General features: G+C 52.9%; 11 protein-coding genes and 3 pseudogenes. 5 read left to right on the top strand and 9 right to left on the bottom strand.

What is annotated here, in order from left to right:
• Positions 1-299: 299 nt before the first annotated feature.
• Complete coding sequence (locus HNQ83_RS09185; protein WP_175388656.1) at positions 300-2,405, bottom strand: AAA family ATPase; 2,106 nt, start codon at positions 2,403-2,405, stop codon at positions 300-302.
• A gap of 364 nt (positions 2,406-2,769) precedes the next feature.
• Positions 2,770-3,537, bottom strand: coding sequence for a thiol:disulfide interchange protein DsbG (gene dsbG, locus HNQ83_RS09180; RefSeq protein ID WP_175388655.1), 768 nt, complete (start codon positions 3,535-3,537; stop codon positions 2,770-2,772).
• 428 nt (positions 3,538-3,965) lie between these two features.
• Here dsbG and HNQ83_RS09175 point away from each other — a divergent pair, with 428 nt between their 5' ends.
• Positions 3,966-4,517 carry a cytochrome b gene (locus tag HNQ83_RS09175; RefSeq protein ID WP_175388654.1) on the top strand — a complete coding sequence of 184 codons (552 nt, stop codon included), beginning with the start codon at positions 3,966-3,968 and terminating at the stop codon, positions 4,515-4,517.
• On the opposite strand, the gene HNQ83_RS09170 is transcribed toward HNQ83_RS09175, so the two are convergent.
• The 4 genes and pseudogenes from HNQ83_RS09170 to HNQ83_RS09155 all read right to left on the bottom strand — a co-directional run.
• On the bottom strand, positions 4,514-5,122 hold the full coding sequence (locus HNQ83_RS09170) for an ABC-type transport auxiliary lipoprotein family protein (protein WP_175388653.1): 609 nt from the start codon (positions 5,120-5,122) through the stop codon (positions 4,514-4,516). The two genes, HNQ83_RS09175 and HNQ83_RS09170, sit on opposite strands and share 4 nt — an antisense overlap.
• Positions 5,119-6,012, bottom strand: coding sequence for an MlaD family protein (locus HNQ83_RS09165; protein WP_175388652.1), 894 nt, complete (start codon positions 6,010-6,012; stop codon positions 5,119-5,121). The genes HNQ83_RS09170 and HNQ83_RS09165 overlap by 4 nt, the downstream gene beginning before the upstream one ends.
• Before the next feature lie 277 nt (positions 6,013-6,289).
• On the bottom strand, positions 6,290-6,718 hold the full coding sequence (locus tag HNQ83_RS09160) for a DoxX family protein (RefSeq protein WP_175388651.1): 429 nt from the start codon (positions 6,716-6,718) through the stop codon (positions 6,290-6,292).
• Positions 6,719-6,845: 127 nt separating this feature from the next.
• Positions 6,846-6,987, bottom strand: a pseudogene (locus HNQ83_RS09155) (IS3 family transposase); the annotation flags it as partial.
• Between the two features lie 80 nt (positions 6,988-7,067).
• On the opposite strand from HNQ83_RS09155, the pseudogene HNQ83_RS09150 reads away from it, so the two are divergent.
• Positions 7,068-7,370: pseudogene (locus HNQ83_RS09150) on the top strand (IS30 family transposase); the annotation flags it as partial.
• A gap of 194 nt (positions 7,371-7,564) precedes the next feature.
• The gene (locus tag HNQ83_RS09145) at positions 7,565-10,504 is read left to right on the top strand and encodes a DEAD/DEAH box helicase (RefSeq protein ID WP_175388650.1); all 2,940 of its coding nucleotides are present in this window, start codon (positions 7,565-7,567) and stop codon (positions 10,502-10,504) included.
• Between the two features lie 209 nt (positions 10,505-10,713).
• On the opposite strand, the gene HNQ83_RS09140 is transcribed toward HNQ83_RS09145, so the two are convergent.
• The 3 genes from HNQ83_RS09140 to HNQ83_RS09130 all read right to left on the bottom strand — a co-directional run bounded on the left by HNQ83_RS09140 (position 10,714) and on the right by HNQ83_RS09130 (position 12,794).
• The gene (locus HNQ83_RS09140) at positions 10,714-10,947 is read right to left on the bottom strand and encodes a BPSL0761 family protein (protein ID WP_008017168.1); all 234 of its coding nucleotides are present in this window, start codon (positions 10,945-10,947) and stop codon (positions 10,714-10,716) included.
• Between the two features lie 176 nt (positions 10,948-11,123).
• On the bottom strand, positions 11,124-11,906 hold the full coding sequence (locus HNQ83_RS09135) for an NAD-dependent protein deacylase (protein ID WP_175388649.1): 783 nt from the start codon (positions 11,904-11,906) through the stop codon (positions 11,124-11,126).
• Positions 11,907-12,512: 606 nt separating this feature from the next.
• Positions 12,513-12,794, bottom strand: a complete 282-nt coding sequence (locus HNQ83_RS09130) for a helix-turn-helix domain-containing protein (RefSeq protein WP_175388648.1) — start codon at positions 12,792-12,794, stop codon at positions 12,513-12,515.
• A gap of 481 nt (positions 12,795-13,275) precedes the next feature.
• Between HNQ83_RS09130 and HNQ83_RS09125 the strand changes: the two genes are divergently transcribed.
• Complete coding sequence (locus tag HNQ83_RS09125) at positions 13,276-13,977, top strand: hypothetical protein (protein ID WP_175388647.1); 702 nt, start codon at positions 13,276-13,278, stop codon at positions 13,975-13,977.
• A gap of 239 nt (positions 13,978-14,216) precedes the next feature.
• Positions 14,217-14,867: pseudogene (locus HNQ83_RS09120) on the top strand (transposase); the annotation flags it as partial.

Below are 14,867 nucleotides of genomic sequence, written 5' to 3'. Positions count from 1 at the left end.
TTCCAAGACGAACATAACGGGCCTCTCATGTTAAAGCGGCATCTCTTGCCGCACATGCAGCTTCGACCTTGACATGATAGGGGAAACCACAGAATTCGGAAAAAATCGTACGGTAAGCCCCAGGCTGTCAAGTTTAGGTCATAGAAAGTGTTAAGCGATCGTTGATCGGTAATCCAGCCGGCCGGGGGCTTGTTTGTGTTGACCAGGCGCTGGCCATGCGTGCGTCCAGGTCAAAAAGCCCCCAAAGTGTCAGTAAGGATTAATGCAGATCCGTGCCGAGCTGTTGATCTGGTACTGACTTACGCAACGATGGGAGCAGGCGTAAGCAGCGCGACACACTCCTCGATGACATATTCCGGAATGCTCTCGAATTTATGCGGGTTGAGCTGCATCACGTATTCATTCTCGATGTGATAGGACTCGTTGATGAATTTGCGGATGACGCTGTCGTCGTGCTCATCATTGATGAGCCGGAACAGCTGGATTTTTTCATAACCCACAGCGGTCGCGTAAAACTTAGCCTTGATGGCCTCCACGTCCTTCACCTCAGCCACCAGGGCAATGTAATTAAAGTCGGCGATATGCTTGTCGCGGATTAATGACTCGGCATCTGCCTGTTCGGCAGCCGTCATGTCCCGAATAGAAGACCCTGACTGAATTGTCGGTGTATCCCTTCCCTTGAAGAGGCTAGCAAGCAGGTTGTATTCCAGGCCTGCGTCGTCCAGCAGCTCGAAGTGTCGTCGCAGGTAGATTGTCTTCAGGAGGGTGTCGGTAAGTGCCTCGATATTAACTTTGCAGATTTTGGCGAAGGTCTGGATATCGTTCCTCTCGATCGGAACCTCCGTTACAACCCCGACGCGCGAAGATAAGAAGCAAGCAGATGGTTCGGCGGCTTTGAATATGGCGTTGGTGCTTTTTATGACATCAATCGCGGGTTCGATGTCGTGGGTGAGCATCAGCGTGGTTATGCCGCGCAGACTGGCCTTACCCCGGAATAGCTCCTGGAGGATCGCAAATTTCTTGTTCTTGTCGAAAGATGAGATCGGATCATCCAATACGACCAAATCCGGTTTTTCGCTAAGGACCTGGTGCATGAATAGTACAAGCGCAAATGCGTTTTTTTCGCCGTAGCTCAGATGACGTGAGGCCGTCTCTATGTAATTCACCTGGTCTTTGTGGATTAGCTTCATTTTGTAGGATTCTGGTTCGGCTACGATTTCAACAACGTACTTGTAGCCCGCAGACTTCAGGAAACCATTGATACTGTTCTGGTTGTCCTCGATGCTTTTTTTAATTTTCGCTTTGTGTCGATTGATTTTCCCTTTGAGGCTACCAACTTTCCCAATCAAGTCGTCGAGCTGAAGGTTGATAGGGTCAACGGTCTTGCGCGTCTCCTCGGAGTCAAGCTTGTCGATCAAATTGAGCTCAATTTTCAACGGTGTCAGTTGGTCGCCAACTTCTTCGAAATCGCGCAGAGAGAAGAAAGATATAGTTCGCAACCCCTCCAGCTTGTTGATCAATGCATCAATGTCCGCTTTGAGGCCCGTCAGGAAACTTTGCTCCTCCGCCTGCAATTCAACCTTTGCCTTTGTCACATTCTCTAGATTCTCCCGGCACTTCTCGCTGAAATATTTTCCCAGCCTGTCGATGATTCCTCGAAGGAGGTTAATGTGCCCGACGGTGTTGGAGTCATACTCTTTTTCGACGGCCAAGGCTGTGTCCTTCTGTTCTGCGCTAGTCAGCGCTATTGAACAGTAGGGGCAGCTATCTGCTAATTGTAGAAATTCATTGCCTTTTACCTGCCATGCGATCCATTTGGCGGGTTCCTGACTTTTAATAAACGTCGAAAATGGTTGCAGGACATCAGGAATGTTTTCCAGCTTATTGCCAGTTCCGAATGCCTTGTGAATCTTGCTTGTCTTGGGAATGGCTCCTGTCTTGGATTTTCCGAAGGCCTCCCGTAATTCTTTCAGGTCGGTTACGACTTGCCCGATTTCAGCATTGTCGGAAAACGCTTTTCGGATACCCGAGAGCAGCGTATCGATATCGGCCATCTCCGCCAGATATTCCGGCGTTCTGATGAAAATCTCGAAACTATTTTTCACAATCTCATCTTTTTGAAAGACGAATTGCTGCACATAATTGTCGTCAAAAACGAGGACTTTCCTAAGTTGGTCCACTCCCCGAACCTCCGGGGCTGGCATATCAGGCTTGCCGCGGTGCTTGAAAGGGATTAACTCCTGGAGAGAGCCGTCAGCACGAATATGGCTGATGATAGCTTTCGCAATAGTGCTTTTTCCAAGGCCGTTTGGCCCAAATTTGATATTTAGCGCCCCCTCAGAAATAACTACATCTGCGCGGTCAATACTGTTGCAGTTGAGTACGGTAACCGTGTAGTTAGCCATGCGTCCCCCTTAATTTTGAACAGAATAGGCATCTAAAATTAGCCGCAAATTCTTCCAATCGCCCGTTAATGTACGATTTATTTAATTTCGTAGATGGGAATCTCACAAAGTCGGAGATTTTTGTACGTTAAGCCGCGCGATACAGTTGTAAGCCTCAATGGATATAGCTTGTGTCCAGTTGAAGTACACCTCAAACGGGCGTCAGGTGGGGCACTGGCGCAGTGTCAGAATAGGGTTGTTTCTGCATTTCCTGACGGCTCGCTTTCAACTTCTATGACCTAAACTTGACAGCCTGGGGCTTACCGTACGATTTTTTCCGAATTCTGTAGCCTCCCCTGATAGGAAGGTCAACCCCGGCTGGGGTTTATTCCGGCCCCAGAAGCTCCGACATGACCTGAGCTGGTTGTAAGCCTTTCTGCATTTGCAGGCGGCCCTTTGAATCGCGATAGACGATCGTGGGCGTTGCCTCGCTGCCCAGCCCAGTCATCAGCGCAAGATTGGCGTCGAGTTGCTCCTGAACATTGCTGGGCACCGTTTCAAGAGCTTTGAGTAAGCTCCCGCCACCGGCCACCTCATGCTGTTTCAGCGCGGCTTCTGGTTGCTTGTCCGTCAACAGCGCCGCGGACTTGCCGGCACTGTCGGGACTGAGCAGGCCCACCATGATGTGGCGCAACTGAACCTTGCCGGACTCAACCCACGGGCGCGCCTTGTGCCAGAACTTATTGCAGTAGGGACAGTTCGGATCATCGAACATGTAGACGATGCGTGGGGCATCTTTGCGCCCATCGGCAATCCAGGTGCTCTTTTCCAGACGTGCCCACACCTCCTTGGCCATCGGTTCGTAGATCAGACGCTCCAGCGGTGCACCCGTCAGATCCTCACCCTGGGCATCGAACAGGGTGCCAATCAGGACGTGCCGGCCATCGGCCATGAGGTACAGAGCCAGCCCTTGCCCGTTATAGCGCGCGGCATAGCCTCGCAGACCACCGGGTGCCGCGAACTCGCCCACGATGGTGGCTCCGCGAGCCTCAAACGCTTTGATGGGCGCTGGCAACTCCTCCGCCTGCGTAACCGAGACGAGCAGTGAGCTGACAAGGGCGAGCAACAGGGGGAGGTACTTGTGGCGCAACATGGCTGATGCCTCTCTCGCGCAGAATCGCCAGGGCCCCAGCGAGTACCTCGGGGGATATCTCACCAATCAGGTACGACCTGGCGACTGGTCACACCCGGTATCTTCGCGCCGCTTGCAGAGACTTGGTAGCGGACCGGTTTAGTCAATGGTAGTACGCCGCAGGTGCATGGACGACTCTCCCTGCACAAGCCCAGAGGCGCAAACCCACTTCATACCGCACAGCACAGCGCCTTGAGAACAGCGCGAATCGCTGTGGAAAGGTGCATAAAACCTAACTCACGTTGCCGCTATCAAACCAAGGCCGGGCCGGATACCTGCTGAGAGGCCGGGATATAGCAAGTGGAAATACTGTCCAACTGCTTGATGACGAGAGATGAAATTGGGTTAGCCTTGCGCCGGTAGGGCACTTGATGAACGGAGCACGAGCGATGTCGCCGATCGAGAACACCGAGGAAAGTTATGGAGTGATCGCGATCCTGTTCCACTGGTCGATGGCTCTTCTTGTTATTGGCCTTGTAATATTGGGTCTCTACATGGTCACGCTTCCTGATGTCGGTTTTAATACGGAAAAGATCTACCTGATTTTCTACCATAAGGCGTTCGGCATATTGGTGCTAATGCTACTCGCACCGCGTTTGGCATGGCGTTTAACTCAAATACTGCCGCAACTGGCTGCACACCTGCCTGACTGGCAAAAAATCGCCGCTCAATTTGTCCATCTTTCCTTTTATGCACTGATGTTCACCTTGCCGATGACTGGATGGCTCATGTCTTCCGCCGCTGGCATTCCAGTATCGCTCTTTGGTCTATATACGCTGCCTGATTTGATTCGTTACGACGGCTATCTGTTACAGCGATTCATCGACATTCACAAATGGTTGGGTTACACGCTCTGTTTTTTCATATTGATTCATATGAGTGCGGCACTGTGGCATCACTTTGTTTTCAAGGACGATACCTTGCGCAGAATGCTGCCTTAATGTGCTTTCTCGACTACAAATTTGGCTAATTCCCGCAATAGCTTTCCCGTGGCCTCATTGGCCGCCACGACTCCCGCATAGGGGGTCCTTTCCCGCATGGGTTCCCGAACCGACAATTCCTTGGTAGCGATAACTTGATTCGTTGCCTCGCGGCTCAGATAGAAGCGCATCGCGAGTTGCAGCATCGCGGGGTCCGAAGTGAAGTCCTGCTTAAGCTCCAGGATTTCGCTGCGAAGCGCAAAAGTGTGGCGGCCGAAGTGAGGGGACGGTAGAACCTCGCTGAAATGGTGGGTTTGCCGAAGTGTCTCGACGATTAAAGGTTGAATCATCTGCGATGGCGTTGCCCCCCATTCGTTCTGGCTGAAATATGCGATTTCATAAGCCTTTGTCGTATAGGCCATCTGCGTTATGGCATAGATAGGCTCAGTCTCGGGGGGCAAGACCAGAAGGGTCGCGGAGTGGGTCTGTTCGCTGGGTAGATTGAGCGGGATGGAGTTCAGCACATATTTCTTCGTATCAATCTTGGCCGGGGAGAGCAAGGCGCAGCCCGATAGCAAGACGACGCATAATGCGATGAGAGCCGCCCTGCCTATGGGAAATTTCATTTTTTTTCCCCCGGTCCGGGTGGCGGTGGCGCGGAACCACGAATCAGGATTGAGGGGTCTCGATTGATCTTGGCCGTTACCGTAGAGAGGGAACTGGTCAGATTTTCAAGGTCGGACAGGGCCTTGTGCGCTTCCGGCAAGAGTTGAGTAGAGAAGGAACTGGACAGATTTTCAAGGTCGGACAAGGCCTTGTGCGTTTCCGGCAAGATTTGCACCTGGAGCGCTCTCACGGTGTCATGGCTCAATTTCAGGAGCGGTTCAAATCCATGACTGGCGCGCTCGATATTGGCAACGATAGCGTCCAGCTTCTTGGTATTTTCAGCCAGTGCCTTGGTGACTTGCTGCATGTTGTCGGCTGATTGCTTCAGCGACACAATAGTCTTCTCGTCGAATAGCGATTTCAGCACTTGGGCCAGTGCCTGGAAATTTTCGTTTACCTGATTTATCGACGTATCGAGCGTCACGATTTTCGAGGGTGCCGTCGGAATGATCGGATAAGGCTCGCCCGGCCATGCGGTCAGTGGTACCGAATTGGTGCCGACGTCTTCGAGAGCAATGTATACGTAGCCGGTAAATCCTCGTGTTGCTAGTCCTCTGGAGGTAATCGTCGCCACACTGGTCGAACTAACTGGGACAGTCTTGTCGATATTCAACACGATGGCCACTGAATGCGGATTGACCAGTCTGATGCTTTTCACCTTTCCCACATCTACGCCGTGGAACTCAATCGGGGCATCGATCATGAGGCCAGAGACCGACTCTTGGGTATAGATCTGATAGGTTGTGTATTGGCTTAATGAAAAGAAATACCAGATCGCCCCGATGACAATCGAGATAAGCAGGAACGCCACAAACGCGAGCCTTGCCTTCGTGTTGATGCGGTTTTGCATTGCGCATCGCCTCCAGGAGTTGGGGATTAGCATGGGTTCGTGCGAAATCCTCCTTATATGCACGTAAGCTTTAGAGGTGGTGTTGGTGCAGATGGAAAATTGACCCAGGGTGAGTTGCTGATTTTTGCCTCAACAACGGTAAACAAGCTTATAAGCCGAGCAGTTTTTGAAGATTTCTGACTAGCTCCCCACAGGCATTCGTACATCCAGGCACTGACGCCCCAAGAGGAACCCGCAGGAAAAGGCATCCAGTTCCGCGACGGTTGCCACGGCTGGCCTAGACCCAATCGCAGCCAGGTTTTCCTCGGCACAGGCGACGGTCAAGACTCCAGGCGCCACCACCGGCCGCAACCAAGTATAGAAAAATGAAGCAGAACAGGATCGCCGGCTCACCGTTATTCAGCAGCGGGAACAGCCCTTTGGGGGCGTGCCCGATGAAATAGGCGAAAGCCATTTCTCCGGACAGGATAAAGGCCACCGGGCGCGTGAAAAGGCCGAGCACTAGCAGCAGTCCGCCAACCACTTCCAGCACTCCGGCAAAGCCGATCAGGGAAAACAGGCTCAACTCATCGAAAAAAGCGACATGCGGAAATCCAAATAACTTGGCGGTACCGTGTTGGAGGAACAGGAAGGCCGTAATGATCCGCAGGACACTAAGCAGGCGTGGTGCCCAAACCGTGTTGAGTTGGGAAATGAGGGCAGACATCAACTGATCTCCTGAGCGAGGTTGAGCGTTGGATGCCACTTAGAAAGGCCGTAGTGGACTGCGCAAGACTAATTGTAGTCGTCGGGGGAAATATCTGGACCAAGTTGGGAAATCTAGCTTGTAGTAGTCAACCCATCCCGGACAGTAGGTTAAGTTTTGCTTCGGCCACCGCGGGGGAGTAGCCCTTCATTGAATTGATGCGGCCTGATCCAGTTGTAGCGATGCATCAGGTAATGGCTGATGTCCCGCTGGGCCTCCTGCTCCGTCACCCTCCTGCGCTATTTGGCAGTTTCATCCCTCCTGCAACCGCGCTGAGTCCTCCGGCAGCGACCGCGCCCAAGAACACCACGAGGAACTCTACCAATCGCTGACGTGGGATCGCGGCAAAGAGATGGTCGACCATAAGCGTTTTACGGTGGCTACCGACATCAAGGTCTACTTCTGCGACCCTCATCGTCCCTGGCAACGGGGAACGAATGAGAACACCAACGGGCTGTTAAGGCAGTACTTCCCGAAAGGAACCGACCTGGCGGAGCACTCGCAAGCCACGCTCAATGAAGTAGCAAGGCAGCTAAATAGCCGCCCTCGAAAAACACTAAACTACGAAACGCCCGCTGAACGATTTAGCCAATCTGTTGCATCGACCGGTTGAATCCACAGTTGAATGCGGCCCTTCGTGACAGGCAGAAAACGGCCAAAAGCGGGCACGACAGTTCGGCAATGCTGCGCGGGGCTCGACTGGTATTGTCCTTATGTCTAAGTGGTTAAGGTCATGCAAGCAATAGGAGGCGTGCTACCATATCGCCACCTTATTCTAGAAGTTATTTCTGCTCTCAGGTAATCGCCATGGACGATGTAGTAGTAACGCATTCGGATGTGTACCAGAGCTGGCAAAACCATCTCTTCAATTTCAGTCTCGACGATCCCAAGACGAACGCACCCGGGCTGAGAAAGCCGCAACTGGCTGCGCTTTATGCCACCCTGGGGCACCTGGTGGTTGACCCCTCCTCGACCGCCACGGTGGTCATGCCGACGGGTACAGGGAAGACCGACACCATGCTCGCGCTGATCCTCGCTGCGAGGATGGCCAGAAGCTTGATCCTGGTTCCCTCGGACGCTCTCAGGACGCAGTTGGTGGGCAAATGCACAGAGATGAAGACGCTCCGTACCGTGGGGGCAGTATCGGACACGGCACGCAATCCCATTGTTGCAGCCATCGATTCTAAGCTGTCTGAGGCGCAGGTTGCAGAATTGGCTACTGCCAACATCATTGTGGCCACTCCCCAGGCCCTGCTGCTATTCGAAGACGCCGCCTTGGGCGTGCTGGTGAACATGTGCAGCCACCTGATGATCGATGAAGCTCACCATGTCGTGGCAGCCAGTTGGAACCGAATCAAAACCGCCTTCAGGGGCAAACCTTGTATTCAGTTCACAGCGACGCCATTCCGAGAGGATGGTCTGGCTCTGGCCGGCAAGATCATCTACAACTATCCGCTCCGGGATGCGCAGCTTGATGGCTATTTCAAAGGCATCGAGTTCCATCCGGTACGAGAATACAACCTCAAGCTTTCTGATCAGGCCATCGCAGACAAGGCTGTTGAGCTACTCAGGGCTGACCTCAAGGCCGGGTACAACCATTTGATGATGGTGCGGGCCAAGTCGCACAAGCGGGCGACAGATCTGTTTGAGATTTACAAGCAGCACGCCGACCTGACGCCAGTCCTGATTCACAGCAATGTGCCGAACCAATCCAGGGTGATGGCTGAGATCGTCAAGAAGAAGCACCGGATCATCGTCTGCGTCGACATGCTTGGCGAAGGCTTCGATATGCCCGAGCTCAAAATCGCCGCCATTCATGATCAACACCAAAGCCCTGCGGTGACGCTCCAGTTCATTGGCCGGCTGACGAGGGTTGATGCCTCTCTTGGTGATGCCAAGTTCGTGGCGAACATTGCTAACCAGAAGACCGACCACCAGATGGCCGACCTCTATAAGGAGAGTGCTGACTGGGGTGCAGTCATTCGCAACGTGAGCGAGCAAAAGATCGGCCGGGAGATTGAGAAAGCGGACTTCAACGAGCAGTTTGCTGACGGTGACGATGCCCAGGTGATTTTTGGGCTGAACCCGACCCCCAAAATCAGCGCCGTGGCGTACCACGTCTCTCCCAAAGACTGGACACCGCAGCGAGCGCAGGGTCTGGATGGGCGCAGAGAAACGCTGCAGTACATCTCGATCAATGATCAGGCCGATACCGTCATTGCCGTGACTCGGCGAGAGACGCTGGTTGGGTGGGCTCAGACCGAAGAGATCGTCGATACCAACTGGAATCTGTACATCGCTTTCTACAACAAGGCGCAGAAAACCCTATTCATTCACACGTCGGGTGACGACACCCAGGCGACTCGCTTTCTCAACCTAGTGGCCAAAGACTCTCGTCGCATCAATGGTGAACCGACCTTCCGTACGCTCCACGACATTAAGCTGATGAAGCTACAGAACGTTGGCCTGTCCCGCGCCCGGAAAGACCTGCGGTTCACGATGCACGTGGGCCGCGATATCAACCAAGTGATCAGCGACATCGAGAAGGGCAATGCGACAAAGTCCAACATCTTCGCCACCGGTTTTGAGGATGGAGAACGAACCACCATAGGCTGCTCGCATAAGGGCAAGATCTGGGAGATGAACTCCTCTCCGATCAACTACTGGGTCGATTGGTGCAAACGCATGTCAGTCAAACTCAACGACAACACCATCGACCCTGCTGACGTACTCAAAAATGTCATGCGTGTTGACCAAATCAAGGACAGATGGCCAGAAGGCCTGTTCTACGCGGACTGGCCTGTGTCGATCGCGATCGAAAACGAGCAAAGGATCTCGCTGTATATTCAGGGAGAGACTTTCAACCTTCTCGACGTTGAGCTTGGTAAGCCTGAGTACAGTGGCGCGCGGACGCTGGAGATCCCCGTCTTGGTCGCGGACAACGATGGAAAGGAGCGTCGCCTCACTAGCATCGCCATCAAGTTGTTGGAGGATGGATACAAGACCTCCTGCCCAGGTGTGAAGATCCTTTACCCTCACGAAATGCCACTGGACTCCTACCTGGATGCAGAGCCGCTTGTATTGCTCAAGGTCGACGGTTCCATGGTGCAAGGCAACTACCGTCAGTACTCGCTCAACAGCATGGATGTAAAACTGCCTGCCGGTTTGCTCGAACCCTGGGATTGGGGAACGACGAAAATCCATCAGGAGTCCATGCGTGCAGAGCGACGTAAGGACTCAGTACAAGGCTTCACCTTTGACAAGATCGCTGATGACTACTCCATCGTCTTCAACGATGACGGCAAAGGCGAAATTGCTGATCTGGTGGCAATTAGGGAAAATAAGGACGCCATCTACGTCGACCTTTACCACTGCAAATTCTGCCCTATGACGGATGGCGTGGCCGCGCCTGGGGCGCGGGTCGCCGACGTCTATGAGGTATGCGGTCAGGCGTCGAGATCGGTGAAATGGCTGTACACGGGCGATAAGTTCTTCAACCGACTGATGGATCGCTACCAGCAATCACTGCTGAAGGACTTCGACAGAATCCTGAAAGGCACGCCTCAGCAGCTGGAGATACTGCGCAACAAATGCCACGACCATGAGCTGATTTTCAAATTTGTGATCGTCCAACCCGCGATATCAGCGAAGAAGGTGTCGAAGGAGCAGTTGGCCGTCTTGGGAACGAGCTACTCATACATCAAGAGCATCTCGGGCTCGGACATCAAGGTCATTGTTAGCCCTTAATTGACTTGCACCAGCGGAATTGCAGCTGATTCCGCTGATGTCATGCTGTGATCCACGCCTCCGACACCGACTTCGCTTTTGCCATCACAAGCTTGTGGCAGCCTAAAGCGTCCTAAATTTCTAAGGTACTCGATGACCGCTTTTGGCCGTCAACTGCCCTCCATGAACGGCAGCTATGGGTTGTAGATTCAACCGGTCGTGATGGGCACCTACCAGTCTTCAGTTGAGGAGCAAAAAACGGGGCCGAATGTACCTATCCCCACTTTTTTCGCTTGCTCTTCAATACGCCCAGCCTGCAGCACATCGTGCTTAGTAGGAAAGTGGCGTAAAAGGAAATAAGCGTTTTGTCTAACGCGTTCGGGCACTTCTGTGTCGCGAGCAAGTTCCGTCAGGAACGCATGAGTTTGTGCGACGGACCTGCTCCGTTCAAATGGCATCGTCATTTAAGCCTCCACGCGTTGAGGTCGTCAGTCCAATACAAGGCGACCAGATTCGGTCACCTATAGTCGTTCTATAGTCGCTCTATAATCGCTCTATAATTCCCTATAAACCTGCGTCGTAAGCGTCCGCCTGTAGCGGTCTAATGGGCAGATCAGAAACACGTGTTCGAAACGCAGCTTCAAAGCTCAAGCTTCCTGGTCTTACCCGCCTCTATCCTTTCGAGCAGCATCGACAGTACTTCGGCGGCAGCCCCCATCAGCATGAACTCCTTCGGTTCACCCATTGCAACGTCGACCTTGTTCACATGAATGACCGAAGCTCCAGACGCCAACGCAAGATCGGGAAGGCCTGCGGCAGGCATGACGATCCCGGAGGTGCCGACTGAGACCAGCAGATCGCAATCTTTCACCAACTGCACCGCAGTTTTCCAAGCCTGGGGCGGCAAATCCTCTCCGTACCAGACCACCGCAGGACGCATCTTGCCATTACACCGCTGACACCTAGGAGGCTCGATCAGGGCACCCTCATCCGGTATAGCTGATTGATCTGGTGACACAACCGCAGGCCGATGGCAGGCGAAGCACTTGGGCATTGCCAAACTGCCATGCAAATGCACCACATTTAAAGAGCCTGCTCGCTCATGGAGGTCATCAATATTCTGGGTGATAACAGAAACCTGGCGCTGTGGGTTAGCGATGCGAGGGATTGCAAGATGCGCAGCATTTGGCTCTGCCTGAGCTACTCGGAGCCTCCGCCACATATACCATCCCCATACCAGTGTAGGGTTGTCCCGAAAGGCCTTGGCCGTCTCTAAATCCCTCGGATCGAACCCTGTCCAGATTCCAGAAAGTTTTTCGCGATACGTGGGGATACCACTATCGGCGGAGATACCAGCGCCAGTGAAAAAGACCACCTTCTTGGCTTTCTGTAGTAGGTCTACAGCTTGCTCTATGACAGTCATGGTACCAATCTGCTCCTAGCTTACCGCTTTACATTCACTGAGCCGTCGCTGAGGATTTTTGAGTACATGGCGCAGCCTCTCAGCTTCTCGTTGATATCTTATCTTTGTGTTTAGGGCAACCGCGCTCCCGTAGAGATGGTCAGAGCAAGGCAAATGAGATGGCAGAAGCCGCCGTGACTCAACGGGTCATACAAATGTGCTGCTTCAGCTGGTATCCAACTGCCGAGTTTGAGACAGGTGAGCACGACGGATTCGGCATCATTACCGCTAACAGCGCCGCCGGGAATGGTTGACATCCACGACCGCCGATCCGTGGCAATGTCGGAAAAACTGGCCCAGTAATGGTTGGATCCTACGACACCCGCGCAGAACAGATGGTGCTGCTACATCGCAAATCTTCGGAGACCTTCGAGTGGTTCAAAGTTGACCGTGCGATTGACAGCGTATGCAATCAAGGGCGTGCGCTCATCGAACCGGCCGAGCAGATCCAAGGCGGTGACTACCAGGGTAACGGTTGAACGCTTGGGATGATCTTCACTGCGGCATCCAATAAATGTCCCGGAGGAAAACCAGTCGAATATAGCGGCTCCGAGTAACTGAGATCAGCTAGAGCCCTATTTCGGCCAGCTCATTTCGGATCCTTTCAAACAACTGGTCCTTGTCGGCATCCTCATTTGATGTGAGGTAGCCAGCAACAATTATGCTTATCGGATGAACTCCGAGAACATCTGCCATCTGCTCGATTTTGTCTAGCGACGCACTGCCTCTTCCTGCTTCAAGGTTGCTTATGTAGGGTTGGCTCGGACCTAAGCTTTCCTGCGAAATGTCTCTCTTGAGTCGATATGACTTGATGGAGGTGCCAATGGCCCGCTTGAGTTCCAATCGCATGAATACTTCTCGCAAAAGGAACGATAAGGCCGGTCAAAGCATTTTTGTTCTATACTGCGCACAGTATAAACCGGCTTCTCTGCCTGATTTTTCTTCTGAGAGGAGGTGCATCTTCAAGCAACTGGAATCGGCTGTTGCCATCCACCTTTTCGAATTTTCGTTAAACAGATCCTCAATCCGCCACTGCGAAAGGCCACGTTTGCCTGGCATTTCGTTCTTTGTAGGATGTTCATTGTGAGTGTTGATAAGACCTTCGGTGCACTGGAGGCTGAGGGTCAACCAAATTGAGAGGGAAGCTTTACTGACGCCCGGCCACAGTCAAAAGCCGATGAGTTTCCTGAGTTACGGCACATTTACCTCTCTCTTGCACGGCTTCGACAAAAAACTTCGCTCTGTTTGGGGCGTTTGTCGCGTCGACAGTGGCTGTAAAGGGAGCAAGCCAAGCGGAAGCAGGCATTGTGTTAGCGAGATTGATACGTCTATGAAAACGAATTCACCACGGTTACCCGCTTTCATCGAGTTACCAGAGCGCGTGTTGCTTGCAGGCGGAGCGCTTTTTGTCCGCCTGCGAACACTCGATGAGCTGGATGAATTTTGGTTTAAGTATCGGGAAAAATTTGCCTTCGCCTGTGAGGGAAAACTCTCCGATCAGCCTACTTTTTTACACGAGTACGAATGGGTATTTGGCTCGACGAAGGCGGCAGTGGTGCGCACGGTTTTACGCTGGGGGCAGTCAGGCATCGACTGCGAATTTTATGATTGGGCCAATAGTGATCCTCAAATGCATGAAATGTTTTTTCTGGATCGCGATGCAGACCGCGATTCCATGATTCAAAAGGGCATTTGGTCAGAAATGGATGAGACGAATTTTCGCGCCGATTCGGTTCGTCGATCTGCCGCGACATATCGTGGATGGTGGCGCTTTTGCAATTTGCCCAGTGGGTACAGTTCTAGCGAGTGGCTGAGTGGCGGCCAGGGCCATGAGGAGTTGATCGATCCTCGCATGCCCTATGAAGAGGTTGCGACCACCCTCCTAGAGCAAACCTTCGATGAGTGGCGACAATCCGATTTTGGGGAACTCGAATCGCATAATGTTGAGAGCGTCGACGAGCTTATCCAGTACTGGAAGAATGAGCGCGCGAAAGGAGAGGGTTATTATGGTGAGGAGAACCAGGTCCCTTGAGGGCTGTAACCGAGATAAACTTCACGTGTTGATGCGCGTTCGAATCTTTTGAACATCACCGCGTCGGTCAAAGAAGTCGACAGCGTGGAGGTGCGGCAAGCTTTTGACCGATCCTAAGGCGCTTTCAAATTTTGAGCCTTACGTATCTACGCGCCAAACCTAAAAAGGAAGACCTTGTAGTGGTCTAATGAAACCGGACACCCATTTAGGCGAGAATGCTCGCCAGATAGAGGTGTCTGATGACCAAGCAACGTCGTTCCTTTTCCGCTGAATTCAAACGCGAGGCCGCAGGCCTCGTGCTCGATCAAGGCTACAGCCATATCGAGGCCTGCCGCTCGCTCGGGGTGGTCGAGTCCGCGTTGCGCCGCTGGGTTAATCAGCTCCAGCAGGAGCGCACCGGTGTTACTCCGCAGAGCAAGGCGTTGACGCCTGAACAGCAAAAAATCCAGGAACTGGAAGCTCGAATCGCTCGACTTGAGCGGGAGAAATCCATTTTAAAAAAGGCTACCGCGCTCTTGATGTCGGAAGAGCACGAGCGCACACGCTGATTGATCAGTTAAGCGCCCAGGAGCCGGTCGATTGGCTTTGCACGGTCTTTGACATTACTCGCTCGTGTTACTACGCCCACCGCCTCAGACGCCGAACTCCGGACGTTGAGCGGCTTCGGTTGCGCAGTCGGGTCAATGAACTGTTTACGCAAAGTCGAAGCGCCGCCGGTAGTCGCAGCATCGTGTCGATGATGCAGGAAGATGGCGAGCAAATCGGGCGGTTCAAGGTGCGTGGCCTAATGCGGGAACTGGAGTTAGTCAGCAAACAACCCGGCTCACATGCCTATAAACAAGCGACGGTCGAGCGGCCGGATATTCCGAACATCTTGAATCGAGAGTTTG

The organism is Pseudomonas sp. C2B4, from assembly GCF_013359695.1.
Taxonomy (GTDB): Bacteria; Pseudomonadota; Gammaproteobacteria; order Pseudomonadales; family Pseudomonadaceae; genus Aquipseudomonas.
The sequence above is the reverse complement of the archived record's forward strand: the minus strand, read 5'-3'. Positions and strand labels throughout refer to the sequence as shown.